Source organism: Meinhardsimonia xiamenensis, from assembly GCF_900102905.1.
Classification (GTDB): Bacteria; Pseudomonadota; Alphaproteobacteria; order Rhodobacterales; family Rhodobacteraceae; genus Meinhardsimonia; species Meinhardsimonia xiamenensis.
The window spans coordinates 134,329-160,092 of sequence record NZ_FNFV01000004.1 but is presented as its reverse complement, the minus strand read 5'-3'; the positions used below and the strand labels follow the sequence as shown (position 1 = coordinate 160,092).

The following is a 25,764-nucleotide window of genomic DNA, read 5'->3' as shown; positions in this document are numbered from 1 at the left end:
GCGGCGCCCCGGCACGCGGCAGCCGCCCAACCCGGAGCACACCGGCGCACAAAGGCGCGCGGCTGATGCGGGTGGAAAGGGCGCGCGCCCTGCCCTGGCTGTCCGCCGGACCGCCGCGCCTGTCATCCCCGCGCCTGTCATCCCACTGTCGGCGCCCCGTCATGGCCACCCCGCATCCCGTTGCAGGGCGGACACCGCCAGCCCGGAGCCAGCAGCGCGCCGAGGTTTTCCTCGATCGAGGCAGCCTCGCCCGCCTTCATGCTTGCCGCGCGCCTGCGCGCAGCCTGCCACCGGGCCAGCAGCCCGGCCGGTATCGCCAGCCACAGCCAGTTCGTGTAGATGCCACGGTAGCCCACGACGATCGCCGCGCTCATCAGGCTGCCCGCGGCGACAAGTGCCAGGGCCACATCCTCCGGCTCCCGCGCCCGACGTAGCGCGCTCATGAGCATTAAGCCCGCGACGGCAAAACCCAGCGTCGCCGGCCAGCCCTCCTCGAAGATGCGGCCGACGAGCTGGGCGTTCACGCCCTCGGGCAAGGCGCCAAAGCTCAACCCGAGCATGCGCGCCACCTCGAAGGCCCGGTGCGCCACCAGATCGTTGCGACCGACCCCGACACCAAAGATCTCCTCCCCCCACAGCACCGACAGCCCGCCGATGAGCGAGGCAAGGCGCATCGCCGCCGAACGCTCGGCCGAAGCGCTCTCCAACCGCTCGACGTAGAAGGATTGCATGAACAGCACCACCAGGAGCCCAACGCCGCTCATCACGATGGCGGTGAGCAGCAAGGCGTTGAAGCTCGCGCGCGTCGTCTTGGCCAGCGCGAGAGCCGTGAGCGGCGGCATCAGCACGAGCAGACTCGTCGATCGGGTGAAGAGCAACCCGATGACGAGGACCAAGGCGAGAAGCCGGGCCATGTGCCGCACCGCGTGCCGCACCGCCCCCTGCGCGCCGGCAAGCGCGAAGGGCACCAGTGCCGCAAGCGCGATGATCCCGTGAACGGCGAATGTGGAGACCTCGGGCATGAGGGCAAAGCCGCGCCCGTATTGCGGCGGCAGGCGGAATGCGTGGTTGTTGCGGAAGTCGAGCGCCTCGGCCCCGACCAGCAGTTGCAGCGCGAACAACGCCAGCGAACCCCCGGCGCCAGCAAGGAAACCGCGGAGAAAGCCGCGGCAGGCCCCCTTCTCCGCCACCGCGAGCCCGACAAGAAGCACGAATGGCACCGCGAAGGCGAGCGTCCAGGCAAGCACGATCGCCTCGCCTCCCGAAACCAGCCAGGAGAGCCCGAGCGACAGCAGTGTCGCCAAAAGCACCGCCATCAGCCCCGCCGGCAGCCGCAGCACATGCGCCGCGATGAGTGGCCAGCCCGCGGGCACGATCAGATCAAGCGGCTGAAACGGCAGGCCGGCAACCGGCACCATGAGCGCCGGCATCCAGAGCGCCACCCCTGCCGCAAGCGCCCAGACCCTGAGCGCGAGGACCTCGATCGGCACCTTCATCCGGCCTTATCCAGAAACCGGGCGAGAACGGGTTCAAGCCGATCCTCGAAGTTCAGCGCCGCGCGCAGCGCCTCGCCCTGCCGCAGGCGGCGGGAGAGGTCTTCAAGCTCGGCCGCGGGCCGCATCATCAGCGCAAAGAGCCGCGCGGCCGCTTCCTGCGCATTGGCAAAGCGCAATTCGGGTTCGGTGACGAGTTCGCAAACCCCTCCGCCGTCGAAGACCACCGGAACGAGACCGGCACAGATCATCTCCGCCACGGCAATGCCGAAGTGTTCGTTGCGATAGCAGTGCAGGCCGAAGCGTGCCTGCGCAAGCAATGTCGCCACGGTTGCCGGCGACGCATCAGGATGGAACCGCAGCCATTCCCGGCCGGCGTGTCGGCGCAGCAGGCGCCGGGCATGGGCCGTCGCGGCACGACCGGCCACGTCGAGCTCGGCCGGCAACCCCTCGGCCCTCAACCGCTCGACAATCGCAATGCCCTCCTCGATGCGCTTGTTGCGCTCCATCCGGCCGAGCATGAGGATGCGGTGGCGCAAGCGACGCTGCGGCCCCACGCGTGGTGGGACCACGCGCGGATACACGAGCGTGGCGGGCCGTGCGGAGCGAGGAAGGCGCGCTGCCGTCCATCGTGAGTTGGTCACGGTCATCGAGGCCGGCCCCGGCGTTTTCGGGCCGGCAAGCCACCGCATGGCAAGGGCATAGGCCTGACGCGTGCGCAGGTACAGCGCCCCGCGACCGGCGGCGCCGAGAGCCTCGAGATCGCTCCGCCGCGCCGAGAACAGCGCCGGTGCGTGGCGCAGGACCAGTGTCGGCACCTCAAGCGGCGGCCCTTCGCCATAGCTCAGGATGACACCGTCGTAGCCTCTGGCCACGCGCGGCAGCAGCCGGCAGACGAGTGCATATTTCAGCAGGTGGAATCTGCGCAGCACCGGCATGCGCCCAAGGCGGAGCAGGATGCGATCCACCCGCGCCGCGTCACAGCGCCTGAGGCCGTGGATGTCGAGAACGTCCGGAGCATGGCCGATTCGAGCGAGCGATGCGATGATGGCCTCCGCGTAGGCCTCGGCCCCTCCGGCGGCCGCGAGATCCCCATGCGCCAGCAACAACCTCATGCTGCGCACCCTTCCATCTCGCCGGCCAGCGCCGCTTCGAGCAGGGCAATCTCCTCGCGGCTCGGAAGCGGCGGCGGGAAGTCGCGGAAATAGATCCGGCCGAGTGCGCGCTTGGCGCGCGGGGGCAGCGCCCGCCGCAGCGCCGTCTTGAGACCGGTTGCCTGCGCCCATGCGTTGAGGGCGGGCCAGCGCGGCGCCCGGCTGGCGTTGCGCCCCTCCCGCGAGAGGTCGAATCCGGCCGGATCGACATCGAGGAAGGCGGCCACCCGCGCGAGCGTCGCGGCAGGATCGCGGGTCATCTCCTCGAAGGTCAGGGCAAGGTGCCTTTCCGGCCCGAAAACGGCCGCCACGCGCGTCACTCCCTTGGCCTGGCGCGACGGACGCAGCACGAAGCGCTCGGGCAGCGGGCAGAGCGGCGACAGCTCCCGCTCGATCGCCGCGCGAAGGGAACCGCGCCAGCGCCCCGTGCGAAGCGCCAGGCGATAGTGGGAAATCGCGCGTGCCACCGGATCGCGGGTGAGCGTGATGGCACGTGCGCCCGGACCGCAGGCGCTGAGGATCGCTGCCGGCGCCTCCGGGCAGGCGAGATATGTGGTGGAGGCATCGCACCGCCAGCGCGCGGTGAGGGGGGCGAAGAGGGCGCGATAGTGCCCGGCATCGCGGAAGATGGCGAACTGCGCCGGTCGGCGGCGGAGCGAACGCACGTAGCGCGCCGGATTGACATCATCGAGGTGGTGACGCGCGACATAGTCACAGGGAAATTCGTGGGCCGAGAAATGGTTGGGTTCCTTGATCGGCGCGAGCGCGATGTCGGGGTGGCTGTCGAGCCAGCGCGCGAGCTGCGTGGAGCCGGCCCTTGGCGCGGCGATCAGAAACAGGTTCGGCCAGCTCATGCGACCCTCCCGCGCGCCATGAGGCCGCGGCGCCCGCTTCCGGCGTGATGGACCGTCCGCGCAGATCGCGATGCCGCTGCGGCCATCGCCGCCCCGAGCATCCCGACGGCGTAGGCGGTGTGGGAAAGTACCGCGAGCAGGAAGACCCGGCGAGCATGGCCGATACCGGCCGCGGCGAGGGATAGCGCAAGGACAAGTCCAAGATAGCCTGCCGCCGGCAACGCCAGGGCCGGGTGCACGAACAGGCCCGCCAACAGCGAGGCCGCGGCCCCGCCCGTCGCGGCAAGCGGAAGCAGCTGGCGGGCGCGGAGGGGTTGGCCCCGGGCACGCGCCACGGTGAGGCGCCAATGGCCATTGCGGCGCATCTGCCTCCACAGCGCCCCCGGCGAGGAGCGCGGGCGATAGGAGACCGGCCAGCGATCCTCCATCCAGATGCGCCCCGCGCAGGCGCACAGGCGCATGTCGAATTCCACATCTTCGCAGGCAGGCAGATCGGCATCATATCCGCCGAGGCGCAGGAAGGTTTCGAGTCTGAATGCCGCGTGGTGCCCATGCTCGACCCAGCCGCGCCGCCCGCCGCGCCGGTGGGCGGCGCCGCCATGCCCGAGCCAGCTGCGCTGCAACGCCGCCGCGGCGGCCTGCCAGCCGGGCGCCCCGGCGGCGATCAGCGGCACCACGACACTGTCGGCCCCGGATTGTCGGAGAGCGGCCAACACGCCGGGGATGAAACCCTTCGGATAGCGGGCATGCGCGTCGAGGCGCAGCAATATGCGCGCGCCCATGTCGCGCGCCACCAGCGCCCCGAGATTGACGCCAGCCGCCTGCAACCGCCGCGGGTTGCGGAGGAGATAAAGGTTGCTGTCCCACCCCATGCGCCTGCGGACGATGGCGGGCGTCGCATCGCGGCTGCCGCCATCGACGACGAGCACCGGCACCGCCGCGTCATCGGCGCGGATGCCGTCGAGGACTGCCGAGATGTGCTGCTCCTCGTCGAGGGTGGGAATGACAACCACGGCCTCCGGCGCGCGGCAAGGGGCCGCCGCGCCCCGGGCATCGCCGGACCATGTCTCATGCTGCCCGCGGCAGGAGCTCATCGGGGCGTTCCTCCGGGTAGAAGGTCTGCAGATCCCACGCGTAGCGGCGTGCGATCAGGGCCCGCGTCATCTCGCCGTACCAGCTGCGCCAATCCACCCGGGGCCTCGCATTGATCATCGGCAGTTGCGCCGGCACGGCAAGCCCGAGATCGGCGAGAAGCGGAAGCAGGTCCGTGGCGAGCCGCTCCAGCCGCAGGACGTCGGTCACGAGCGGGCGGCCCTTGGCATCATGCAGCCAGGCCCGCGCCGACCACGTGCCGAAGCGCCGCCAGCGCTGATGCGCCCGGCCGCCCCCGCCCCGCCCGTCAGGGCGTGTCGACACAAGCCATCTTTCGAAGTCCGGAACCCCGAGGCCGAGGCGCCGGCGCAGGCGCCACAGCCCGTCAGCCTCGAGGATCATCCGGTAGAGCGACACCAGCCGTGGATAGGGATTGCGCACGACCGTGATGCGCCGATAGGCCGAGAAGTCCCAGCCGCGGGCGCGGAACACAGCCTCGGCCTCGCGCGGCGGCATGTGCGGATAGAACGGGTAAAGCCGGCTGCGGGAGTGATAGGGGAGCACGGGCTCCTCCCCTATCGGTGCCAGCAGACTGCGCAGTGTCTCCGACCCGGTCTTGGGGAAGGAGAAGAAGACGATGCGCCGGGAGTGCGAAACGATCATGCCCCGACGCTAGCGCCAACCAGTTAACAGCCGGTTGGCTCGCTTTGGCTTACCCGTTCTTGCGCCTTCCGCCCTTGCGGCCAAGGCCGATCGACTTGGCGGTCTTCGCGCGGCTGCGGCTGTAGGCGGGGGCGACGAGAGGATAATCCTTCGACAGGTGCCAGCGCTCGCGATAGGCAGCCGGGTCAAGGCCGTGTTCGCTCGAGAGATGTCGCTTGAGGGTCTTGAAGGACTTGCCGCACTCAAGGCAGGTGATGGCGTCGTCGCGCACCGAGGCGTTGACCGGCACGGCCGGCGCGCGCGCTGGCTCGGGCTCCGCCTGCTGCGCGGCGGCTTGCTGATCCGCACCTTCCCTGTCTCCGCTCAGCCCCGAGAGTGCCTCGTGCACATCCCTGACCAACCCGGGAAGCTCGCCTGCCGAAAGCTGATTATTGCTGACATAGGCCGAAACGATTTCGGCCGTCAGTTCGACAAGCGCGCGATCATCCGCTTCGCTCATGTTTTTCTCCTGGAGGTTCGATACCGCTGTATTCGAGATGGCCCCTGTTATTACTCATCGGTATCGAAATCAATGAATCATTGTCTTCCCATTCGCGAATTTCCGCTGCGATACACGAGGCAGACGCAATCACATCGCTTCTTGAAGGCAACAAATCATGAACGGAATTTATCTCTCCTCAACCCTGAAGTATAAATCCTGCACGCAAGCAGACTCTCGAAAGACTCCGCATGGTTGAACCTCGGCAGGATTATGCCGATGGCCCTGCGCGCATGCCCTCGTCCCGACGGGATGTCTGCGCTGAACTGAACGGCCGTTCGACCGCGCATCGCGATGCATCGGTCAGAGAAACTCCTCCTCGAGCGCGCTCACGTCGTAGCCGAGCTTCTCCATCCCCTCCTCGAGGTAGTCGGCCAGAAGCGGGATGCCCAGAAGGTAGCTCTCCGTCGGAGATGTCGCCTCGGCCTTCGCCGTCTCGATCGCCTCTTCGAGTTCTTCGGGCTCGAAGCTGCCACGGCCGATCCACATCACCGCGACGAGACCTGCCTTCTCGTCCTCGTTGAGGGCGCGGATGAAGGCGCTCAATTCGCGCTCGGTGGCATCGCCGCGGCGCATCTCGAGGATGGTCTCGATATCCTCGCTGTCGCCGGGGCTGTCCCAGCGGCCCACCTTGGCGTCGAGCTCGCGGGCGCGGACAATGACGTGGACAACCCGCCTTGGCCTGATCTGCAGCATCCCCTGCACCTCCTTGCACATGTCGCACTCAGATTGCGGCGTGGCGTCGGGAAGCTCCTTGATCTCGATCAGCCCAAGCTCTTCAGCCCTCGCCGCCCGTCCGGCGCGGAAGTGCGGCCACGGGCGCTCCATCGGCCTCCGGTGCCAGTTCCTCGAAATCGAAGCTGTCGAGCCGGCGAGCCCGGCGGCTGGCCTTCTCGGCAGAGATCTTGATCTCGTCGATGTCCTTGGCCGCCTGCCCGAAATGGCGGTCGAGATTCGCCACCCGCGTGCCGAGGCGTTCGACATCGGCGTGCAGAAGCGCCAGTTCCTTGCGAATGGCACCGGCCTGCTCGCGCATGCGCGCGTCCTTCAGGATCGCGCGCATCGTGTTCAGCGTCGCCATGCACGTGGTGGGCGAGACCGTCCAGACCCTCAGCGCGAAGCCCTCGCGCACGAGATCGGCGAAATTCGCGTGCAGCTCGGCATAAACGGCCTCGGAGGGCAGAAACATCAGCGCGCCATCGGCCGTCTCGCCCTCGATGATGTAGCGCTCGGCGATGGCGCGGATATGGGTGCGCACGGCCGTGCGGAAGAGCCGCGCCGCCTCCTGCGCCTCGCGCTTGTCGCCGGCGGCGCGCAGGCGCTCATAGGCCTCGAGCGGAAACTTGGCGTCGATGACGATGGGGCCGGGCGGATTGGGCAGGTGAATGAGGCAGTCGGCGCGGCGGCCGTTCGACAGCGTCGCCTGCAGCGTGAAGCTGTCAGGTGGAAGCGCCTTGCTGACGATGTCGTTGAGCTGGATTTCGCCGAACGCCCCGCGCGTCTGCTTGTTCGACAGGATGTCCTGCAGGCTCAGCACATCGCCCGAAAGCTTCTCGATCTTGGCCTGGGCGCGGTCGATGGCCTCGAGCCGCTCCTGAAGCTCACCCAGACTGCGCGCGGTGCGGGTGGCCGAGCCCTGAAGCGTCTCGCCCATCTGGCGGGAGACCTCGGCAAGCCGCGCCTCCATCAGCTGCAGCATGCTGGCCTGGCTCGCGGCCTGCGCCTCGGCGACATGGGTGAGCCCGCCGGCCAGCTGCTGCTGGCCTGCGCTGAGCGTCTGCACCGTCTCGCCAAGCCGGCCGAGCTCGCGCGCCAGCGGCTCGGCCAGGCGCGAGGCGCGGCCGGCATTGCGCACGGCGAGGATCAGAAGCGCGAGCACGACGAGCACCAGCGCGCCGCCGGCGAGCGCGGCAATCACTAGCGGGTCGTCAAGGGCGTAGCTCTGGCCGGCAATCTCGATCATCTGCGTCCGAAAAGCTTCTCTATGTCGGCCAGTTTCAGCTCCACATAGGTCGGCCGGCCGTGATTGCACTGGCCCGAGAGCGGCGTCTCCTCCATCTGCCGCAGAAGCGCGTTCATTTCGTCCACGCGCATCTCGCGCCCTGCCCTGACCGAGCCGTGACAGGCCATGCGCGAGAGGATCGCCTCGATCCGCGCCGAGACGGCCAGCGCCTCGCCGGTCTCGTCAAGCGCATCGAGGATATCGCGGACGAGCGCTGCGGCATCGACGGGGCCGAGAATGGCCGGGGTCTCGCGCACCGCCACCGCGCCGCCGCCGAAGGGCTCGATGACAAGCCCGAGGCGCGCGAGCGTTTCCGCCTCGGCCAGAAGCCGCTCGGCGTCGGCCTCGGAGAGTTCGACGATTTCTGGGATGAGCAGCGCCTGGCTCGCGGCACCCGTCTCTGCCATCTGCGCCTTGAGCCGCTCATAGACGAGGCGCTCATGGGCGGCGTGCTGATCGACGATGACCATGCCGTCGGCCGTCTGGGCGACGATGTAGGTGCGATGAAGCTGGGCGCGCGCCGCCCCGAGCGGGCGGGAAAGCGCCTCCTCGCCCGGCTCTGCGGGCGCCTCGGCAGGGCGCGCGGCCGGCGGCGCGGCTTCGGCAAAGCCGGGTGCGGGGGCCTGCGCGGCGTAGCCTGCCGCGCGTGCTGCCGGTGAGGGGCGGTCCATCTGGTAGACGCGCGGCCCCACGGGCTCCGGCCGGAAGGCGCCAAGGGTGGCGGCGCTCACGGTGGTCGCGGCGCGGTGCCCGGCTTCGGCCAGCGCGTGGCGCAGCGCCGAGACGATGAGCCCGCGCACAAGCCCCGGCTCGCGGAAGCGAACCTCGGCCTTGGCGGGGTGGACGTTGACATCCACCCGGGCGGGAGCGAGCTCGATGAACAGCGCGGCCACGGGGTGACGGTCGCGCGCGAGCACATCCGCATAGGCCGCGCGCAGGGCGCCGTGCAGAAGCTTGTCGCGCACCGGCCGGCCGTTGACGAAGAGATACTGCGCATTCGCCGCCCCGCGCGAGAAGGTGGGCAGGCCGGCAAAACCCGTCAGGCGGATGCCCTCGCGCTCGGCCTCGATGGGCAGCGCATTGTCGCGGAACTCCGCGCCCAGAAGCCGCGCCAGCCGCGCGCCGAGCGCATCGAAAAGGTCACCCGTCTCCGCCTCGGCGCGGAACACCACCCGGGGCGCGCCGCCGGTGCGGTCGGTGAGCGTGAAGGCGGTGTCGGGCGCGGCCATCGCCAGACGGCGCACCACATCGGCGATCGCCTGCGCCTCGGCGCGGTCGGACTTGAGGAACTTCAGCCGCGCCGGTGTGGCGAAGAAGATGTCGCGCAGCTCCACCACCGTGCCGAAGGGCGTGGCCACCGGGCGCACCGGCCCCATGCGCCCGCCTTCCACGGTGATCTCCGCCCCTTCCGCGCCTGCGGGGCGGCTGGCGATGCGCAGCCGGCCCACCGCGCCGAGCGAGGGCAGCGCCTCGCCGCGAAAGCCGAAGCTGGCGATGTTCGTGAGGTCCGAGCCGTCGATCTTCGAGGTGGCGTGGCGGGCAAGCGCGAGCGGCAGCGCATCGGCGGCGATGCCGTGGCCGTCGTCGCGCACCGCGATCAGCGTCTTGCCGCCGTTGGCGTAGTCGACCTCGATGCGCCGCGCGCCGGCGTCAAGCGCGTTCTCCACGAGCTCCTTGACGGCCGAGGCCGGCCGCTCCACCACTTCGCCCGCGGCAATACGGTTGATCGCCGCCTCGTCCAGCTGGCGGATCTGCGGCAGCGCGTGGCTTATCTTGGTGTCTGCAAGGCCCATGCCACAAGCACTAGCATGAGCCTTCGCGATTCGGCCAGTATGCTCAGTTGCTCGCCTCAAGCCCCGCGGGCTGACCGACCACGACGAAGTGAAGCGTGCCGGGGTCGAGGAGCCGCTTGGCCACCCGCGCGACATCCTCGAGCGTGACCGCCTCGATCCTGGCGTTGCGGGTCTTCACATAGTCGATGGGCAGACCCACCATTTGCATGCCGACGAGGATGGAGGCGATGCGGCCGTTGCCGTCAAACCGCAGCGGGTAGGCACCGGTAAGGTAGGTCTTGGCGTCGGCGAGCTCCTCTTCGGTCACGCCTTCCTCGTGAATGCGCCGCCATTCGTCCTTCACCACCTCGATCGCCGCGGCGATCCGGTCATTGGCGGAGGCGAACTGCCCCATGACGAGATCGGCGTGATCCTTGTCGGCAAGCCAGGTGTAGATGCCGTAGGTGAGCCCGCGCTTCTCGCGCACCTCAGTCATCAGCCGCGAGGAGAAGCCGCCACCGCCAAGGATGTGGTTGAGCACATAGGCGGCGAAGAAGTCCGGGTCGAAACGCTCGATCCCCGGCTGGCCGAAGACGGCCACCGATTGCGGCGTCTCGAAGGGCACCACGGTGAGCCCGCCTTTCAGAAGCCAGGGCGCGGGTCCGGGCATGGGCGCGCCGGTCTCGGGCAGATCGCCAAGGAGCCGGTCCATGATCGCGGCAAGCTCCTCGGCGGTGATGTCGCCGACGGCCGCGACATGGACCCTGTCTTTCGCGATCACCCGCCGCCAGGCATCGATGATGTCATCGCGCGTGAGCGCCGCGACGCTCTCCTCGGTGCCATTGGGGTTCGAGCCGTAGGGGTGATCGCCGAAGGCCAGCCGCGCGAAGGTGTCATGGGCGATGGCTTCGGGATCCTTCGCGTCTGAGCGGATGATGGAAATGACCTGCGCGCGCACCCGCTCGATGGCGTCCTCGTCAAAGCGCGGCTCGACCAGCGAGGCACGCAGAAGCTCCACCCCTTGCGCGCGGTTCTCGGTGAGAAACCGCGCCGAGATCGCCAGCGCGTCATCGCCCACGTCATAGCTGATGCGGGCGGCAAGCGCCTCGCGGGCGGCGGCGAAGGCCTGCGAGTCCATCTCTCCCGCGCCTTCCTCCAGCAGCCCCGTCATCAGGTTGATCGCCCCGCGCTTGCCCGGCGCATCAAGCGAGGCGCCGCCGCGAAAGCGCAGCTCGATGGCCACGAAGGGGATGGAATGTTCCTCCACCAGCCAGGCCTTGAAGCCGCCGGGCGAGGTGACCTCCTGAATCTCGATGGCCGCCTGCGCGGGCGCGGTCACGACAAGCGCGACAACCGCCATGAGCGCGGAAAGAACGGCGCGGATCATTGGCTCACCTCCTGCATCTGCGCCGCCCCATCCTCGGGGCGCATGAGCCAGCCCGTGACGGAGCGCTCCTCCACCAGCACCGCGCGGGCACCGGCGATGATTTCCTCGGCCGTCACCGACTGCACGATCTCGGGCCACGCCTCGATGTCGGCGAGCGTGAGGCCGGAGGCGAGCGCCGCCCCGTAGCGGCGAGCGAGCCCCTGCAGGCTGTCCTGCCCGTAGATCTCCTGCGCATGGAGCTGCATCTTGATGCGGGCGAGATGGGCTTCGTCCACCCCATCCTCCAAGAACTCGGCCACCGCGCGGTCAAGCGCGGCTTCGGCCTCGGCGAGGCTCACCCCCGGTGCGGGCACGATGGCGAGGCCGAAGGTGGAAGGGTCATAAGCCACGGCGTCATAGAAGGCGGAGGTGTAAAGCGCCACCTTCTCTTCAAACTGCAGCTTGCGCGCCAGAACCGAGGTCTGCGGGTCGCCGCCCAGAAGCTCGGCGAACAGCATCAGCGCCGCGGCCTGCCGCTGGTCGCCCGGCTCGCGCACAGGCGCAAGATAGCTGCGCGTCACATAGGGCTGGCCCACGCGCGCATCGCGGAAGGTGAGCCGGCGCGCCGCCGTCTGCGGCGGCTCCTGCGGGCGGATGCGGGGGCCGAGGCCGGGGGTGGGCTCAAGCGGGCCATAGTGCTTTTCGGCCAGTGCCTGCACCTCGTCGGGCTCGACATCGCCGGCGACGATGACGATGGCGTTGTTGGGGGCGTAGAAGCGGCGATAGAAGGCAAGCGCGTCCTCGAGCGTGAGCGCCTCGGCCTCGTGCTTCCACCCGATCACGGGCCGCCCGTAGGGGTGGTTGAGAAACTGCGCCGCCGCCTTCTGCTCCTGAAACAGCCGGCCGGGGTCGTTCTCGACGCGCTGGTTGCGCTCCTCGATGATGACATCGCGCTCGGTGGCGATGTCCTCGGGGCGTAGGCGGAGATCGCGCATCCGGTCGGCCTCCATCTTCATCATCAGCTCCAGCCGATCGGAGGCCACGCGCTGGAAATAGGCGGTGTAGTCCCACGAGGTGAAGGCGTTGTCGGAGCCCCCCTGACGCGCCACGATCTGCGAGAACTCGCCGGGCGCCAGCTCGTCGGTGCCCTTGAACAGCAGGTGCTCAAGAAAATGGGCGATGCCCGAGCGGCCCGGCGGCTCGTCGGCGGCGCCGGCGCGATACCAGACCATGTGCACCACCACCGGCGCGCGGTGATCCTCGAGAACCACCAGCTCAAGCCCATTGTCGAGGGTGAAGCTCGACATCTCCGCCGCAGGCGCGGCAATCGCCACGGCCAGCCATGCAAGCGCTGAGATCAGGATGTGACGCATGGTGCCTCCCCGATGGTCCGCGACCGATGGATCGGGTCCCGCACCTCCGCCGTCAACCCCGGCCACGCGAATGTGAGCGCAATGCTACTTGCGCTCCGGCGGGGCGGCAGGGGTCCAGACACCGGCGGCGCGGAAACGCTCGAGCTCGGCATGCTGGTCAAGCGCCATCCTGCGGTAGGCGCGGTAGTAGGTGGTCACGCTGAACAGCCGCTCCAGAAGCCGTGGGCTCTTCCGGCGTCGCCATTCGAGATCCTCCGCGGCAAGGCGCGTGCGAATCGCTCCGTCCACTCCGTAGCGGGAAGCATGGGAGACGAGCCCCGCATCCGCTGCCGGAACGCCCCGCGCCACTGTTGGCCGGCCGCCCAGCGCCGCAATCGCATCGGCCTTCGGCGTGGGATCGACCAGATTGCCGGCCCCCGGCGTGGGCTCGGGAAGCGAGGCGTAATCCTGCGGTTGCTGCAGCGGCTTGTAGGGAACCACGGCAAACTCGTCAGGCCCGGCACCCGTCTTCTTCAGATTGAGCAGCTTCGGCTCATCGCTTGCGCAGGCCGAGAGAACGGCCACGACCAGAAGCGCCGGCAGTAGTCTCGCCGTTCCCCTCGTCATTGCATTACCCCCATTTGCCGGATCCTGCGCCGCTCGCACCATGGTTTAGACCATCGCCGCAGCGCCGTCACCTGCTGTTGTGCCCGCGATGCGTAAAGACGAGCCCGGCCGCGCCGATGAAGATGGCAATGTCAGCCACGTTGAATGCGAAGGGGTTGTCGATGCCGCAGCAGGTGACATTGAGAAAATCGGCGACCGCGCCATAGAGGATGCGGTCAACGACATTGCCAAGCGCCCCGCCCACCAGCATGCCCGCGAAGAGCCGCACCGCGCGTCCCTGATCGTGGCGCACCCACCACAGCACCCAGGCCGAGACGGCCAGCGCCAGCGCCACCAACACCCAGCGGGTTGCGGGGGAGTGGTCGGCGAAGAGGCCGAAATTCACCCCGTAGTTCCACGCCATGCGGAAGGTGATCCATGGCGGCAGCACCTCGATGGTGCCGAGATGGCGCAGGTTCATCCAGTGGACGACGGCGATCTTCGTCCACTGGTCGAGCGCGAAAACGGCGAGCGCTGCGAGGATCGTGAGCCGCATCGCGGGCGCGCGCTCAGTGCCGGAAGTGGCGCATGCCGGTGAAGACCATGGCGAGCCCCGCTTCGTCCGCCGCCGCGATCACCTCCTCGTCGCGCATCGCGCCGCCGGGCTGGATCACCGCCGTCGCCCCGGCCTCGGCGGCGGCAAGGAGACCGTCCGCGAAGGGGAAGAAGGCATCCGACGCCACCACCGAGCCGCGGGTGGGCGGCTCGGCAAGCCCCAGCGCCTCGGCCATGTCCTGCGCCTTGCGCGCGGCGATGCGGGTGGAATCGACCCGGCTCATCTGCCCCGCGCCAATGCCCACGGTGGCGCGGTTCTTGGCATAGACGATGGCGTTCGACTTCACATGCTTTGCCACCGTCCAGGCAAACAGCAGGTCGGCCATCTCACGCTCGCTCGGGGCGCGCTTCGTCACCACCTTGAGCGCATGGGTCGCAAGCTGGCCCACGTCCTTGTCCTGCACCAGAAAGCCGCCCGAGACCTGCCGGAAGGAAAGCGCGGGTTCCCCGGGGTCGGGCAGGCGCCCGCCGGTGGTCAGGAGCCGCAGGTTCTTCTTCGCAGCGAAGACGGCGCGCGCCTCCTCGTCGGCCTCGGGGGCGATGACGACCTCGGTGAAGATCTCGGTGATGGCGCGGGCGGTGTCGCCATCGAGCGTGGTGTTGAGCGCGACGATGCCGCCGAAGGCCGAGACGCGGTCACAGTCATAGGCGGCGCGGTAGGCGTCAAGGGCGGTCTCACCGCGCGCCACGCCGCAGGGGTTGGCATGCTTGACGATCACGCAGGCCGGTCCCTCGGCCGGGTCGAACTCGGCAACGAGCTCGAAAGCGGCATCGGTGTCGTTGATGTTGTTGTAGGAAAGCTCCTTGCCCTGATGCTGGGTCGCGGTGGCCACACCCGGCCGGTTGGAGCCGTCAACGTAGAAGGCGGCGCGCTGGTGGGGGTTCTCGCCATAGCGCAGCTTCTGCGCCAGACGCCCCGCAAAGGCGCGCCGGCGCGGGGCCTCCTCGCCCAGCGCCGCGGCAAGCCAGCCCGAGACGGTGGCGTCATAGGCGGCCGTGCGCGCATAGGCGGTGAGCGCCAGCCGCTGGCGGAAGGCAAGGCTTGTCGCCCCATCGTGGGCGTCGAGCTCGGCAAGGAGCGCGCCGTAGTCCTCCACATCCACCACCACGGCCACATGGGCGTGGTTCTTCGCCGCTGCGCGGATCATCGCCGGCCCGCCGATGTCGATGTTCTCGATGCAGTCCTCGTAGTCGGCACCGGCGGCCACGGTGGCCTCGAAGGGGTAGAGGTTGACCACGAGAAGGTCGATCGGGCGGATGCCATGCGCCTCGCAGGCGGCGACATGCTCGGGGTTGTCGCGCAGCGCCAGAAGCCCGCCATGCACCATCGGGTGCAGGGTCTTCACCCGCCCGTCGAGCATCTCGGGAAAGCCGGTGATCTCGGCCACGTCCGTCACCTCGAGCCCGGCCGCGCGCAGCGCCCGCGCGGTGCCACCGGTGGAGACCAGCTCGACCCCGCGCGCGGCAAGAGCGCGGGCGAGCTCTTCGAGACCTGTCTTGTCGGATACGGAAATCAGCGCGCGGCGCACGGGGGAAAGATCGGTCATGGCAGCAGGGTCCGGTTCTCGGATGTCTGTTCGTCAGGTGGCGAGGTCGAGATCGTCGCGCGCGAGGTCGCGCACGGCGCTTGGGGTATCGGTGGCCTTGGCCAATGTCCAGCGTATCCGTGTCGCCGGCTCGAGCGCGCGCGCGGAGAGCACGATCTGCAGCGACGGCCGGGGCCGCAACCGCCCCTTTTCGAGGTAGACGGAAGGCTCCAGCGTGAGCCTGGCCCTGCCGTCGTGCCGGAACACCCAGATCTCGCCCGACTTCAGCTCCAGCGACACGGCTGCGCCGTTCATGTTCACTTCGGCATCCACGTCCGGGTGCAGGTGGAAGCGGATCCGAAAAGGGATGCCGGCGAGCTTCACCCTGTCCATCGCCGCGTCGAAGAGCCTGCGGTGTTCGGGCCGGACGCAGCCGAGCGTGTCTTCGCCGGCAAGCGCGCGGCCCGAGGTGGCAAGCTCGAGCGCGCGCGCATGTGTCAGGCCGTGCGTGGGCACATAGCCGTCGTGCCCGGCGATGACCGAGCTGCCGCCGGAATCTTCGCCCGCGCGAAAGCGCACGTCGCGGGGGATGTCCTCCAGGAATTCGCGCTCGATCCCTCCGATCAGCCGCCGCCCGCCGAGACGCGACGACGAATAACCGTCGATCGACAGGGTCGAGTGCGAGGGCGTGGCGCGCCCCGCCGCCCGCCATTGCTCGCCGAAGGGAGCGCCCGAGCCACAGTTGACGATCAAAGGCCGCCGCCCGGAGGTGAGCTCGAAGGCAAGCGTCGAGGCATGGGCGTTGTGGCTCGCGGGCCCGGAGGGTGGCGCCGCGGCATCCATGATGACGGTGGTGCGTCCATGCGAGAGCCGCGCAAACCCCATGGCACGGCGGCCAGGCTGGGGCTGCGTTCTCACGCCGGAGGCTGCAAGGGCGGCATCGAGCCGGCCCTCCACCCCACGCCCCCCGCCATGGAACCGCGCCAGCCCTCCATCGGCATGGCGAAGGGCGCGCAGGGTCGGCGCAATGCGCTCGATCGCGGCGATGTGCGCGGCATCGGCGAGTTGCCCGGCCTCCGACAATGCCGACGCCGCCCAGGTGAGCAGGGTGAAGACTTCGAGAAGCTCCTCGGGGTTGCGGGTGGGGATGCCGCCGCCCGCATCGATCTGGCTTTCGCACTCGCGTGAAAGCGCAACAACGGCCGGGCCGACGAGCCGCTCCATCCCGATCAGCGAAAGCCCGGCATAGATGAGTCCGGTCAACGCCTCGAAGCGAGGCAGGCCCGGAGAGGCCGCATGCCAGCGGCGGCTGAGAAACACCGTCTGCTGGGCCAGCGAACGGTAGTAGCTTTCGGAGAATTCCCGCGACTGGCCGTTGAGCAGGAACAGCGCGTGGTTGATCCAGCGAATGAGCCGCCGGCCGGTGAGGTCAGGCGTCCAGCCGGGCCCCCGCCCGCGGCCGTAACGCTCGATCCAGCCGGCCGTCCAGCTCTGGGCGCAGGCGCGGGCCTTTCCGTCGCCGAAGGCGGCGAGATCGTCGAGCCAGGCAAAGCCCTGCCGCTCGAGTTCATAGGCAAGGTCGGGGGCGGGAACCTCCCACAGCATGGCGCCGGGCGCCTCGACCATGTGGCCCGCGAACTGCAGGTTGCCGGCGACAAGCTGACGGCCGCGGGCGTAGCGGCCGATGCTCTTCGGCTCGGGCTGCGAGACAAAGCCGGTGGCTGGGCGCGCGAAGGCGGCCCGGCGCGCATGCAACCGGTTCATCCAGCGCGTCCGCCGCGCCGCCCAGCCTTCGGAACGGGACACGTCCTGCCTTGCCTCGATCTTGTTCTTGCCGGAGCCGTTTTCGTGCGATCATACGCGCTGGGCGGGCGTCTGTCATCGCCCAAGCCCGCCGGTCAGGCGGATTTGCGCAAGGCGGCAATGAAAAAGCCGTCCATTCCGCCGATCTCGCCCCAGTAGTCGGGGCGCGTCCTGAGCCCTTCGGCACCAATCCATCCGGGCTCGACGCCGGGCAGATCGAGGGCGACACTGTCAAGCTGCAGCGCGGGGTTGCGGGCGAGCGCGGTCGCGATGTGATCCTCGCCCTCCGCAGGCAGGAGCGAGCAGGTGCAGAAGACGATGCGCCCACCCGGCCGCGTGAGCGCGGCCGCGCGGTCGAGCAGGCGCGCCTGCAGCGCGGTGAGCTCGCCCAGACGGCGCGCGTCGCGGATATGCGGCAATTCGGGATGGCGGCGGATCGTACCCGTCGCCGAACAGGGCGCATCGACGAGAACGGCATCGAAGAGCGCCCCGCCGGGCGGCTCCCAAACGAGCGCATCGGCCGCGACAAGCTCGGACTGCAAGCCGGTGCGGGCGAGGTTCTCGGCCACCCGCTCGAGCCGTTCGGGCGAAAGATCAAGCGCCGTCACCTGCGCCCCGGCGGCTGCGAGCTGCATCGTCTTGCCACCGGGGGCGGCGCAAAGGTCGAGCACGCGCTCCCCCGGTTTCGCAGCCAGCACCCGCGCGGGAAGGGCGGCGGCGGCATCCTGCACCCACCACGCGCCTTCAGCATAGCCCGGAAGGGCCGAGAGCTGCGGGCTGTCCTGAAGGCGCACGCTGCCCGTGGGCAGCGCCATGGCGCCCAGCCGCTCCGCCAGCGCCTGCGCATCGCCGTCGCGCGGGGTGAGGTCGAGGGGCGCGGGGCGCAGATGCGCCGCCTCGATGGCCTCCACCACCTCCCGCCCCCAGCGCTTCAGAAGAGGCGCCCGCAGCCATTTGGGCAGACGCGGGAGGGCCAACGCCTCCCATCGCTCCGGCCCCTCTGCCGTCGCGCGCCGCAGCACCGCGTTGACGAGCCCCGCCATCGCCTTGCCGCGCGGCCCGCGGCGCGCGAGGCTCACCGCCGCGTCCACGGCGGCGTGCGGCGGGGCTTGGGCCACGAAGATCTCCACCAGAGCGAGCCGCAGCACATTGCGCACCCGCAGGGGCGGCGGGCGCGAGAGGAAGGGCTTCAGCATGCGGTCGGCGCGGTCGAGCCAGCGCAGCGTCTCGCCGGCCAGCCGCGCGGCACGGGCGCGCTCGGCGGGCTCGAGCCCGGCGACGGCGGGCGGGACCGCCTCCGACAGCGGCAGGCGGCGCTCCAGAACCGTGACGAGAATGTCGAGCGCGGCGGCACGCGCCGCCAGTCCCTTGCTCATGAGCGGCACGCCTTTGGCTTGTGGAACAGGTCCGGGGGGATATAACACTGCCCGATCACCTCGCAACCGGGGAGACAGGCAATGCCCGAGAACAGACAACAGGGCGAACGCCCCGATCTGCCGCCAGCCGCCCGCCGCGCGCTGGCCGAGGCCGAGGCGCGGCGCCGCGCCGCCGAGGCTGCTGCCCGGCCGATGCCGAAGGAAATCGGTGGGCGCGAAGGCCCCGAGCCCACGCGCTATGGCGACTGGGAGCGCAAAGGCATCGCGGTGGATTTCTGATACCTCGCCGTCAGGCGGCTTCAGCGCAGCGGATAGACGGCCAGCGGCTCATGCACGGCGCCGTCCGGGCGCAGGTGCGAGCGGTAAAGGCCAAAGCTCAAGGCCCGCGCCTCGGGAAGACTCACCGCCCCGTGGCTCTGCAGGAACTGCCCGAGCCGCCGCAACTCGCCGGGGCCCGGATGGCGGAAGCGCGCAAGCGTCACATGCGGGCGAAAGCGCTCGCGCTTGAGCCGCAGGCCCGCCCGCTCGGCCGCCCGCCGCACCGCCGCCTGCAGCCGCTCGAGCTCGGGCGTAGGCTCCACACGCGCCCAGAGCACGAAGGGCTCGGGCTCGCCGAATGTCCCGAGGCCGGCCGCCTTGAGCGTGAGCGGTTCGGTGCGGATGGCCGCAAGCTCCTCGTCGAGCTCGGCCAGCACGGGCTCGGGCACGTCGCCGAGAAATGCCAGCGTCAGGTGAAGTGTCTCGGGGTCCATGATGCGGCCCACCGGGATCTCCCGCTGCAGCGCCATGAGCGCCTCGCGCAGCTCCTCCGGCAGATCGACGGCAATGAAGGACCGCATCGCGACTTCCGCTATTCGGCCGCCTCGGAATAGGCCTCCATTGGCGGGCATGTGCACACCAGATGGCGATCGCCATAGACATTGTCCACCCTGTTGACCGGCGGCCAGTACTTGTCGATGCGGAAGGCGCCGGGCGGGAAGCAGCCCTGTTCGCGCGTATAGGGCCGGTTCCACTCGCCGACGAGGTCCTCCACCGTGTGGGGGGCGTTCTTCAGGGGGTTGTTCTCGGCGTCCATCCGGCCCTCCTCGATCGCGCGGATCTCCTCGCGGATGGCCAGCATCGCCGTGCAGAAGCGGTCGAGCTCACCCTTGGTCTCACTCTCGGTCGGCTCGATCATCAGCGTGCCCTGCACCGGCCAGCTCATCGTCGGCGCATGGAAGCCGTTGTCGATGAGCCGCTTGGCGATGTCCTCCACCGTGACATGGGCGCTGTCGGCAAAGGGGCGCGTGTCGAGAATGCACTCATGCGCCACGCGCCCGCCCTTGCCCTTGAAAAGCACGTCATAGGCGCCCTCGAGCCGCTTGGCGATGTAGTTGGCCGAAAGGATCGCCACCTTCGAGGCCTGCGTCAGCCCCGCCCCGCCCATCATCAGGATGTAGGCCCAGCTGATGGTGAGGATCGAGGCCGAACCGAAGGGCGCGGCCGCCACCGCGCCGGGGCGGCCGTCGGTCATCGGGTGGCCCGGCAGGAAGGGGGCGAGATGCGCCTTCACCCCGATCGGCCCCATGCCCGGGCCGCCGCCGCCGTGAGGAATGGCGAAGGTCTTGTGAAGGTTCAGGTGGCTCACGTCGCCGCCGATCTCGCCGGGCTTCACCAGCCCGACCATGGCGTTGAGGTTGGCGCCGTCGATGTAGACCTGCCCGCCGAACTCATGGGTGATGTCGCAGATCTCGCGCACCGTCTCCTCGAACACCCCGTGGGTCGAGGGGTAGGTGATCATGCAGGCGGCGAGATTGTCACCCGCCTCCTCGGCCTTCCTGCGGAAATCCTCCACGTCGATGTCGCCATTCGGCGCCGACTTGACCGCCACCACCTTCATCCCGGCCATCTGCGCCGAGGCCGGGTTGGTGCCATGCGCCGAGACGGGGATGAGGCAGATGTTGCGATGCCCCTCGCCGCGGGAGCGGTGCCAGGCCCTGATGGTCAGAAGCCCCGCGTATTCGCCCGTCGCGCCGGAATTGGGCTGCATCGACATGGCGTCATAGCCGGTGATCTGGCAGAGCTTCTCGGCCAGATCCTCGATGAGCTCGGTGTAGCCGGCCACCTGATCGGCGGGCGCGAAGGGGTGGATCTGGCTGAACTCCGGCCAGGAGAGCGGCATCATCTCGGTCGCCGCGTTGAGCTTCATGGTGCAGGAGCCCAAGGGGATCATCGCCCGGTCGAGTGCAAGGTCGCGGTCGGCGAGCCGGCGCATGTAGCGCATCATCTCGGTCTCGGCCCGGTTCATGTGGAAGACCGGGTGGGTGAGATACTCCGAGGTACGCTGCAGCGCGTCGGGGATGCGGTATTCGGGGGTGAAATCGTCATCGCGGCGGTGGATGCCGAAGGCGGACCACAGCCGCTCGATGGTCGCCGGCCGCGTGGTCTCGTCAAGCGAGATACCGAGCTTCGTGCGGCCCACCTTGCGCAGGTTGATGCGCTGGCGTGCGGCCTCGTCGAAGATCACGCCCTGAAGCGGGCCGACCTCCACCGTGATGGTGTCGAAGAAGGCCTCGGGTTCGACCGTGAAGCCTGCCTGCTCGAGCGCGCGCGCCACGCGGACCGTCTTGCGGTGAATGCGCTGGGCGATCGCCTTGAGCCCTTCCGGCCCGTGGAAAACCGCATAGAACGAGGCCATCACCGCCAGAAGCGCCTGCGCGGTGCAGACGTTGGAGGTGGCCTTTTCGCGGCGGATGTGCTGCTCGCGCGCCTGCAGGGCAAGGCGCAGGGCACGATGGCCATGGCTGTCGACGGAAACGCCCACAAGCCGCCCCGGCATCGCCCGCTTCATCGAGTCCCGACACGCCATGTAAGCGGCATGCGGGCCGCCATAGCCCATCGGCACGCCGAAGCGCTGGGTCGAGCCCACGGCAATGTCGGCCCCCATCGCGCCCGGCTCCTTCAGGATGGTCAGCGCCAACGGATCGGCGATGACGATACCGAGCGCGCCCACCTCATGCAGCGCGGCGATCTGCGCGGTGAAGTCGCGGATGTGCCCGTAGGTGCCCGGATACTGGAAGATGGCGCCGAAATAGCGGCTCGCGTCCATCGCTTCGGGATCGCCCACCTCGATCTCGATGCCGAGGGGCTCGGCATGGGTCTCGATCACCGCGATGTTCTGGGGGTGGCAGTTTTCGTCAACGAAGAAGGCATTGGCCTTCGACTTCGACAGACGCCGCGCCATGGTCATGGCTTCCGCCGCCGCGCTCGCCTCGTCGAGAAGCGAGGCGTTGGCGATCTCGAGGCCGGTGAGGTCCGCCACCATCGTCTGGTAGTTCAGCAGCGCCTCCAGCCGGCCCTGGCTGATCTCCGGCTGATAGGGGGTGTAGGCGGTGTACCAGGCGGGGTTCTCGAGAATGTTGCGCTGGATGACGGAGGGCGTGACAGTGCCGTAGAAGCCCTGCCCTATCATCGAGGTGAAGACCTGGTTCTTCTTGGCCACCTGGCGCATGTGCCACAGGAGCTCCCGCTCCGACTTGGGCTTGCCGAAGTCGAGCGGCTCCTTCTGGCGGATCGCGGCGGGGATCGTCTCGTCAATGAGCTGATCGAGGCTCTCTACCCCCACCACCTTCAGCATCTCCTCCATCTCCGACGGCGAAGGGCCGATGTGGCGGCGGTTGGCGAAGTCGTAGGGTTTGTAGTCGGTGGGGGTGAAGGTCATCGCCCGGCACTCCTCAGGAAATCATTTCCTTGTAGGCGTCCTCGTCCATGTACTCGTCGAGCTGGCTCATGTCGGAAGGCTTGATCTTGAAGAACCAGCCGTCGCCGAGCGGGTCCTCGTTGACGAGGCCGGGGTTGTCGGCGAGCGCCTCGTTGACCTCGACGATCTCGCCATCGACGGGGGCGACGATGTCGGAGGCGGCCTTGACGCTTTCGATCACCACGATCTCGTCACCCTTGGTGACGGTTGTGCCTTCCTCGGGCAGCTCGACATAGACGATGTCGCCAAGCTGCTCGGCGGCGTATTCGGTGATCCCGACGACCACCACCCCGTCATCCTCGGGGCGCAGCCATTCATGTTCCTCGGTATATTTCGTCTCGCTCACGGCCATGTCCCGTTCTCCGTTCTCGCACGTGTTGAGTCATCGCTTGTAACGGTGAGGGAAGAAGGGCAGCCGCGCAACACGCGCCGGCAGCCGCCTGCCCCGCACTTCACCGAAAATCGCCGTGCCTTCCCGGTCGTTGCCGGTCGTGACATATCCCATCGCCACGGGCCGCTCGACCGAGGGGCCAAAGGCACCGGATGTGACTTCGCCGATCGCATCGCCGCCCTCTTCGGATGCGAACAGGGGCGTGTGCGCCCGCATCGGCGCGCGCCCCTCCGGCAGGAGCCCGACGAGCCGACGCGCGGGGCCTTCCTCGAGCTCGCGCAGGATGCGCGCGGCACCGGGAAAGCCCCCCTCGCGCGCCCCGCCGCGGCGGCGCACCTTCGGGATCGCCCAGACGAGTCCCGCCTCCACCGGGCTTGTCGCCTCGTCGATCTCGTTGCCGTAGAGGCACAGTCCCGCCTCAAGGCGCAGCGAGTCGCGCGCGCCGAGCCCGATGGGCTCGACCTCCTCCATCTCGAGCAGTCTGCGCGCGAAACTCACCGCCTCGGCCTCGGGCACCGAGATTTCGAATCCGTCCTCGCCGGTGTAGCCCGAGCGCGAGATCCAAAGATCGGCGCCGGGGATGTGAAAAACGCCCGCATCCATGAAACGCATGGCGCTCACCTGCGGTACGATCCGCGTCAGCGCGGCCTCCGCCGCCGGGCCCTGGAGCGCGAGAAGCGCGCGGTTTGGCACCTCCTCCACCGTGCAGCGGTCCTCAAGCGCGCCCTTCAGGAGCGCAAGATCGACCTCCCGCCGCGCGGCGTTGACCACCAGCAGGAAGTGATCGGCGCGGCGGGCGAACATCAGATCGTCGATGATGCCGCCGTCGTCATTCGTGAAGAAGCCGTAGCGCTGACGCCCTTCGGCAAGACCGAGGACATCGACCGGCATCAGCGCCTCGAGCGCGGCCGCCGCCTCGGCCATGTAGCCTGAGCGAGGCCGCAGGATCACCTGCCCCATGTGGCTGACATCGAAGAGCCCGGCGGCGGCGCGGGTGTGCAGATGCTCCTTCATCACGCCAAGGCGGAATTGCACCGGCATCTCCCAGCCGGCGAAGGGGACCATGCGCGCGCAAAGCTCCAGATGAAGATCGTAAAGCGCGGTGCGTCTCAGTTCGGCCATGCCGCCCCTCCTGCCATTGCGGCCGGGGCGGATCACGCGCGCCCGGCACCCTCGCGAGCGTCCCCCGCCCGCTTTGGTGCCCCCTCTGTCCTTTCGCCTGAGATCGTTATCCCTTCGGCGGACGCTTTCGCGCCTCTCTCCAGAGTGTCTTCGCCCGCAAAGGTCCTGGGGCCTGAGAGTTTACCGGGGCGGTTGCTCCTTCGGCACCGGCGCGAAGCCGGATTCTCCCTCTGCGGACGCGTCTCACGGTATGCCATCGTGCACGGGCGGGCAAGCCCTTGCGCGCGGCCCGGACGATGACGATGTTGCGGGCCATGGCAGACCCCTTCTTCTTTGGCTACGGCAGCCTCGTGAACCGCGCCACCCATGGCTACGTCGATGCCTACCCTGCGCGGGTGAAGGGCTGGCGGCGGGTGTGGCGGCACACGGCGCTGCGGCCGGTGGCCTTTCTCACCGCCGAGCCGGCGCCGGACGTCGAGATCGAGGGGCTGATGGCCGCAGTGCCGGGTGGCGACTGGCGGGCGCTGGATGAACGCGAGCGGGCCTATGAGCGGCGGCCGGTGACGGAGGCCGCCGATCACCCCGTGGGCCGGCCGGTGGCGGTGCACATCTATACCATCCCGGAGGGTCGGCATGGCCGCCCGGACGAGGCGCATCCGGTGCTTCTGAGCTATCTCGACACGGTGGTGCAGGGCTATCTGCGCGAGTTCGGCGAAGAGGGGGTGGCGCGGTTCTTTCTCACCACCGCGGGTTGGGATGCGCCGATCCTGAACGACCGCGACGGCCCGCGCTATCCGCGCGCCCGGTCGCTGCGGCCCGAAGAGCGCGTGCTCGTGGATGACTGGCTGCGCGACATCGAGGCCCGCGTCATTCAGGCGACCTGAGCCCCCGGCACCGATGACGGGAGCGAGGGGCGCTGCCCCTCGCGCTCCCCGGGGTATTTTTCGCAGGGTGATGAAAGGGAGGAGGCATCAAAGGCGCGGGGGCTCTTGCAGAAGCTCCATCACCCCGGCCATGTCCGGCCCGCGCTCTTCGCCGGTGAGGGCAAGGCGCAGCGGCATGAACAATGCCCGCCCCTTGCGGCCTGTCGCCTGTTTCACCCGCCCGGTCCATTCCGCCCAGCTGTCGGGGCCGTACGGGAAGGGGGGCAGCAGCTTCAGCGCCTCTTCGACAAACGCGCGGTCCTCTTCGGCGATCGGCCGCGTTTCGGGGCCGTCGCGGAAGATGCGCCACCAGCGGGCGATATCGGCGCGGGTCTCGACATTCTCGTGCACCACCTCCCAGAAGCGGCGGGCCAGATGCTCGGGCACGCCGGCGGCGGCGATGTCCTCGGCCACCGCCTCATAGGGCAGCGACTGCAGGTAGCGCGCGGTCAGCGGGAAGAGGTCGTTCACATCGAACTTCGTCGGCGCCGCACCGAAGTGGCTGAGCTCGAAGCCCTCGGCGAGCTCGTCGATCGAGTGACGCAGCTCCACCGGGTCGGAGGAGCCGAGGCGGGCGAGAAGGCTCAGAAGCGCCATCGGCTCCACCCCGCGCTTGCGCAGGTCGCGCAGGGCGAGCGTGCCCAGCCGCTTGGACAGCGCCTCGCCCTTGGGGCCGGTCAGCAGCGAATGGTGGGCAAAACGCGGCGGCGTGCCGCCGAGAGCGCGCATGATCTGGATCTGGGTGGCGGTGTTGGTCACATGGTCGGCGCCGCGCACCACGTCGGTCACGCCCATCTCGAGGTCGTCCACCACCGAGGCAAGCGTGTAGAGCACCTGCCCGTCGCCGCGGATGAGCACTGGATCTGAGATCGAGGCCGCATCGATGGACTGATGGCCGAGGATGCCGTCTTCCCACTCGATGCGCTCGTGATCGAGCTTGAACCGCCAGTGGGCGGGGCGCTCGGCGCGGAGCTTCGCCTTCTCCTCCTCGCTGAGCTTCAGCGCCGCCCGGTCGTAGACCGGCGGGCGGCCCATGGCGAGCTGCTTCTTGCGCTTGAGCTCAAGCTCGGTGGGCGTCTCGAAACACTCGTAGAGCCGGCCCGCCGCGCGCAGCCGGTCGGCAGCCTCGGCATAACGGTCGAGCCGCGCCGACTGGCGTTCTTCACGGTCCCACGTAAGGCCGAGCCAGGTCAGATCCTCGCGGATGGCCTCGACATATTCCTCCTTCGAGCGCTCCGGGTCGGTGTCGTCGAGACGCAGGATGAAGGTGCCCTTCGCCTTGCGCGCGATGAGGAAGTTGAACAGCGCGGTGCGCAGGTTGCCCACATGCAGATAGCCCGTGGGCGAGGGGGCGAAGCGGGTTGTGGTCATCTGGCT

The 25,764-nt window shown here is 69.1% G+C and carries 23 protein-coding genes and 1 riboswitch; of the genes, 2 read left to right on the top strand and 21 right to left on the bottom strand.

All coding sequences use genetic code 11. The features are described from left to right. Positions 1 to 137: 137 nt before the first annotated feature. The 16 genes from BLQ14_RS09835 to BLQ14_RS09760 all read right to left on the bottom strand — a co-directional run bounded on the left by BLQ14_RS09835 (position 138) and on the right by BLQ14_RS09760 (position 18,212). Complete coding sequence (locus tag BLQ14_RS09835) at positions 138 to 1,496, bottom strand: hypothetical protein (RefSeq protein ID WP_092500387.1); 1,359 nt, start codon at positions 1,494 to 1,496, stop codon at positions 138 to 140. Then, complete coding sequence (locus BLQ14_RS09830; RefSeq protein WP_170068449.1) at positions 1,493 to 2,608, bottom strand: glycosyltransferase family 4 protein; 1,116 nt, start codon at positions 2,606 to 2,608, stop codon at positions 1,493 to 1,495. Before BLQ14_RS09830 ends, BLQ14_RS09835 begins: the two co-directional genes overlap by 4 nt. Beyond that, the gene (locus BLQ14_RS09825; protein WP_092500385.1) at positions 2,605 to 3,501 is read right to left on the bottom strand and encodes a sulfotransferase family protein; all 897 of its coding nucleotides are present in this window, start codon (positions 3,499 to 3,501) and stop codon (positions 2,605 to 2,607) included. Before BLQ14_RS09825 ends, BLQ14_RS09830 begins: the two co-directional genes overlap by 4 nt. Continuing rightward, on the bottom strand, positions 3,498 to 4,595 hold the full coding sequence (locus tag BLQ14_RS09820; RefSeq protein WP_092500384.1) for a glycosyltransferase: 1,098 nt from the start codon (positions 4,593 to 4,595) through the stop codon (positions 3,498 to 3,500). Before BLQ14_RS09820 ends, BLQ14_RS09825 begins: the two co-directional genes overlap by 4 nt. Then, positions 4,570 to 5,256, bottom strand: a complete 687-nt coding sequence (locus BLQ14_RS09815; RefSeq protein ID WP_092500383.1) for a sulfotransferase family 2 domain-containing protein — start codon at positions 5,254 to 5,256, stop codon at positions 4,570 to 4,572. The genes BLQ14_RS09820 and BLQ14_RS09815 overlap by 26 nt, the downstream gene beginning before the upstream one ends. Before the next feature lie 49 nt (positions 5,257 to 5,305). After that, a complete protein-coding gene (locus BLQ14_RS09810) occupies positions 5,306 to 5,755 on the bottom strand; it encodes a Ros/MucR family transcriptional regulator (protein ID WP_092500382.1) in 450 nt (149 codons plus the stop codon). A 342-nt stretch (positions 5,756 to 6,097) separates the two neighbouring features. Further along, entirely contained in the window at positions 6,098 to 6,490 is a 393-nt protein-coding gene (locus BLQ14_RS09805) for a DUF3775 domain-containing protein (protein ID WP_092500604.1), read from the bottom strand. Positions 6,491 to 6,572: 82 nt separating this feature from the next. Further along, on the bottom strand, positions 6,573 to 7,757 hold the full coding sequence (locus BLQ14_RS09800) for a DNA recombination protein RmuC (RefSeq protein WP_092500381.1): 1,185 nt from the start codon (positions 7,755 to 7,757) through the stop codon (positions 6,573 to 6,575). Further along, complete coding sequence (mutL, locus tag BLQ14_RS09795) at positions 7,754 to 9,589, bottom strand: DNA mismatch repair endonuclease MutL (protein WP_092500380.1); 1,836 nt, start codon at positions 9,587 to 9,589, stop codon at positions 7,754 to 7,756. The genes BLQ14_RS09800 and mutL overlap by 4 nt, the downstream gene beginning before the upstream one ends. Positions 9,590 to 9,632: 43 nt before the next feature. After that, positions 9,633 to 10,955, bottom strand: a complete 1,323-nt coding sequence (locus BLQ14_RS09790) for a M16 family metallopeptidase (RefSeq protein ID WP_092500379.1) — start codon at positions 10,953 to 10,955, stop codon at positions 9,633 to 9,635. Beyond that, positions 10,952 to 12,307: a M16 family metallopeptidase gene (locus tag BLQ14_RS09785; protein WP_092500378.1), complete on the bottom strand. Its 1,356-nt coding sequence runs from the start codon at positions 12,305 to 12,307 to the stop codon at positions 10,952 to 10,954. The genes BLQ14_RS09790 and BLQ14_RS09785 overlap by 4 nt, the downstream gene beginning before the upstream one ends. An 84-nt stretch (positions 12,308 to 12,391) precedes the next feature. After that, positions 12,392 to 12,913 (bottom strand): DUF3035 domain-containing protein, encoded by a 522-nt coding sequence (locus BLQ14_RS09780; RefSeq protein ID WP_092500377.1) that lies wholly within the window; start codon positions 12,911 to 12,913, stop codon positions 12,392 to 12,394. Between the two features lie 67 nt (positions 12,914 to 12,980). Further along, positions 12,981 to 13,448 carry a signal peptidase II gene (gene lspA / locus BLQ14_RS09775; RefSeq protein ID WP_092500376.1) on the bottom strand — a complete coding sequence of 156 codons (468 nt, stop codon included), beginning with the start codon at positions 13,446 to 13,448 and terminating at the stop codon, positions 12,981 to 12,983. A gap of 13 nt (positions 13,449 to 13,461) precedes the next feature. Further along, complete coding sequence (gene purH / locus BLQ14_RS09770; protein ID WP_092500375.1) at positions 13,462 to 15,054, bottom strand: bifunctional phosphoribosylaminoimidazolecarboxamide formyltransferase/IMP cyclohydrolase; 1,593 nt, start codon at positions 15,052 to 15,054, stop codon at positions 13,462 to 13,464. 33 nt (positions 15,055 to 15,087) lie between these two features. Then, entirely contained in the window at positions 15,088 to 16,797 is a 1,710-nt protein-coding gene (locus BLQ14_RS09765) for a heparinase II/III family protein (RefSeq protein WP_092500603.1), read from the bottom strand. A gap of 134 nt (positions 16,798 to 16,931) precedes the next feature. Continuing rightward, the gene (locus BLQ14_RS09760; RefSeq protein WP_092500374.1) at positions 16,932 to 18,212 is read right to left on the bottom strand and encodes an RsmB/NOP family class I SAM-dependent RNA methyltransferase; all 1,281 of its coding nucleotides are present in this window, start codon (positions 18,210 to 18,212) and stop codon (positions 16,932 to 16,934) included. A gap of 81 nt (positions 18,213 to 18,293) precedes the next feature. On the opposite strand from BLQ14_RS09760, the gene BLQ14_RS09755 reads away from it, so the two are divergent. Beyond that, positions 18,294 to 18,491: a DUF1674 domain-containing protein gene (locus BLQ14_RS09755; RefSeq protein WP_092500373.1), complete on the top strand. Its 198-nt coding sequence runs from the start codon at positions 18,294 to 18,296 to the stop codon at positions 18,489 to 18,491. 20 nt (positions 18,492 to 18,511) lie between these two features. On the opposite strand, the gene thpR is transcribed toward BLQ14_RS09755, so the two are convergent. The 4 genes from thpR to gcvT are packed head-to-tail and all read right to left on the bottom strand — an operon-like array spanning position 18,512 to position 23,464. Further along, a complete protein-coding gene (gene thpR / locus BLQ14_RS09750) occupies positions 18,512 to 19,051 on the bottom strand; it encodes an RNA 2',3'-cyclic phosphodiesterase (protein ID WP_092500372.1) in 540 nt (179 codons plus the stop codon). Between the two features lie 11 nt (positions 19,052 to 19,062). Next, entirely contained in the window at positions 19,063 to 21,912 is a 2,850-nt protein-coding gene (gcvP, locus tag BLQ14_RS09745) for an aminomethyl-transferring glycine dehydrogenase (RefSeq protein ID WP_092500371.1), read from the bottom strand. Between the two features lie 13 nt (positions 21,913 to 21,925). Then, positions 21,926 to 22,303 carry a glycine cleavage system protein GcvH gene (gene gcvH, locus BLQ14_RS09740; RefSeq protein ID WP_092500370.1) on the bottom strand — a complete coding sequence of 126 codons (378 nt, stop codon included), beginning with the start codon at positions 22,301 to 22,303 and terminating at the stop codon, positions 21,926 to 21,928. Between the two features lie 30 nt (positions 22,304 to 22,333). Then, a complete protein-coding gene (gcvT, locus tag BLQ14_RS09735; RefSeq protein ID WP_092500369.1) occupies positions 22,334 to 23,464 on the bottom strand; it encodes a glycine cleavage system aminomethyltransferase GcvT in 1,131 nt (376 codons plus the stop codon). Between the two features lie 150 nt (positions 23,465 to 23,614). Next, positions 23,615 to 23,704, bottom strand: a riboswitch (glycine riboswitch). 74 nt (positions 23,705 to 23,778) lie between these two features. Here gcvT and BLQ14_RS09730 point away from each other — a divergent pair. Beyond that, complete coding sequence (locus tag BLQ14_RS09730) at positions 23,779 to 24,348, top strand: gamma-glutamylcyclotransferase family protein (RefSeq protein ID WP_092500602.1); 570 nt, start codon at positions 23,779 to 23,781, stop codon at positions 24,346 to 24,348. Positions 24,349 to 24,435: 87 nt separating this feature from the next. Here BLQ14_RS09730 and gltX read toward each other — a convergent pair whose 3' ends face one another. Continuing rightward, the gene (gene gltX, locus BLQ14_RS09725; RefSeq protein ID WP_092500368.1) at positions 24,436 to 25,758 is read right to left on the bottom strand and encodes a glutamate--tRNA ligase; all 1,323 of its coding nucleotides are present in this window, start codon (positions 25,756 to 25,758) and stop codon (positions 24,436 to 24,438) included. Positions 25,759 to 25,764 lie beyond the last annotated feature (6 nt).

Excerpts from the sequence above, each read along its gene's own strand:
- BLQ14_RS09835 (WP_092500387.1), bottom strand. The coding sequence starts at position 1,496 with ATGAAGGTGCCGATCGAGGTCCTCGCGCTCAGGGTCTGGGCGCTTGCG.
- BLQ14_RS09820 (WP_092500384.1), bottom strand. The coding sequence starts at position 4,595 with ATGAGCTCCTGCCGCGGGCAGCATGAGACATGGTCCGGCGATGCCCGG.
- lspA (WP_092500376.1), bottom strand. The coding sequence starts at position 13,448 with ATGCGGCTCACGATCCTCGCAGCGCTCGCCGTTTTCGCGCTCGACCAG.
- thpR (WP_092500372.1), bottom strand. The coding sequence starts at position 19,051 with ATGCGGTCCTTCATTGCCGTCGATCTGCCGGAGGAGCTGCGCGAGGCG.
- gcvT (WP_092500369.1), bottom strand. The coding sequence starts at position 23,464 with ATGGCCGAACTGAGACGCACCGCGCTTTACGATCTTCATCTGGAGCTT.
- BLQ14_RS09800 (WP_092500381.1), bottom strand. The coding sequence starts at position 7,757 with ATGATCGAGATTGCCGGCCAGAGCTACGCCCTTGACGACCCGCTAGTG.
- purH (WP_092500375.1), bottom strand. The coding sequence starts at position 15,054 with ATGACCGATCTTTCCCCCGTGCGCCGCGCGCTGATTTCCGTATCCGAC.
- gltX (WP_092500368.1), bottom strand. The coding sequence starts at position 25,758 with ATGACCACAACCCGCTTCGCCCCCTCGCCCACGGGCTATCTGCATGTG.
- BLQ14_RS09785 (WP_092500378.1), bottom strand. The coding sequence starts at position 12,307 with ATGCGTCACATCCTGATCTCAGCGCTTGCATGGCTGGCCGTGGCGATT.
- BLQ14_RS09760 (WP_092500374.1), bottom strand. The coding sequence starts at position 18,212 with ATGAGCAAGGGACTGGCGGCGCGTGCCGCCGCGCTCGACATTCTCGTC.
- BLQ14_RS09815 (WP_092500383.1), bottom strand. The coding sequence starts at position 5,256 with ATGATCGTTTCGCACTCCCGGCGCATCGTCTTCTTCTCCTTCCCCAAG.
- BLQ14_RS09810 (WP_092500382.1), bottom strand. The coding sequence starts at position 5,755 with ATGAGCGAAGCGGATGATCGCGCGCTTGTCGAACTGACGGCCGAAATC.
- mutL (WP_092500380.1), bottom strand. The coding sequence starts at position 9,589 with ATGGGCCTTGCAGACACCAAGATAAGCCACGCGCTGCCGCAGATCCGC.
- BLQ14_RS09765 (WP_092500603.1), bottom strand. The coding sequence starts at position 16,797 with ATGAACCGGTTGCATGCGCGCCGGGCCGCCTTCGCGCGCCCAGCCACC.
- gcvH (WP_092500370.1), bottom strand. The coding sequence starts at position 22,303 with ATGGCCGTGAGCGAGACGAAATATACCGAGGAACATGAATGGCTGCGC.
- BLQ14_RS09830 (WP_170068449.1), bottom strand. The coding sequence starts at position 2,608 with ATGAGGTTGTTGCTGGCGCATGGGGATCTCGCGGCCGCCGGAGGGGCC.
- BLQ14_RS09780 (WP_092500377.1), bottom strand. The coding sequence starts at position 12,913 with ATGACGAGGGGAACGGCGAGACTACTGCCGGCGCTTCTGGTCGTGGCC.
- gcvP (WP_092500371.1), bottom strand. The coding sequence starts at position 21,912 with ATGACCTTCACCCCCACCGACTACAAACCCTACGACTTCGCCAACCGC.
- BLQ14_RS09755 (WP_092500373.1), top strand. The coding sequence starts at position 18,294 with ATGCCCGAGAACAGACAACAGGGCGAACGCCCCGATCTGCCGCCAGCC.
- BLQ14_RS09790 (WP_092500379.1), bottom strand. The coding sequence starts at position 10,955 with ATGATCCGCGCCGTTCTTTCCGCGCTCATGGCGGTTGTCGCGCTTGTC.
- BLQ14_RS09805 (WP_092500604.1), bottom strand. The coding sequence starts at position 6,490 with ATGCTGCAGATCAGGCCAAGGCGGGTTGTCCACGTCATTGTCCGCGCC.
- BLQ14_RS09825 (WP_092500385.1), bottom strand. The coding sequence starts at position 3,501 with ATGAGCTGGCCGAACCTGTTTCTGATCGCCGCGCCAAGGGCCGGCTCC.
- BLQ14_RS09730 (WP_092500602.1), top strand. The coding sequence starts at position 23,779 with ATGGCAGACCCCTTCTTCTTTGGCTACGGCAGCCTCGTGAACCGCGCC.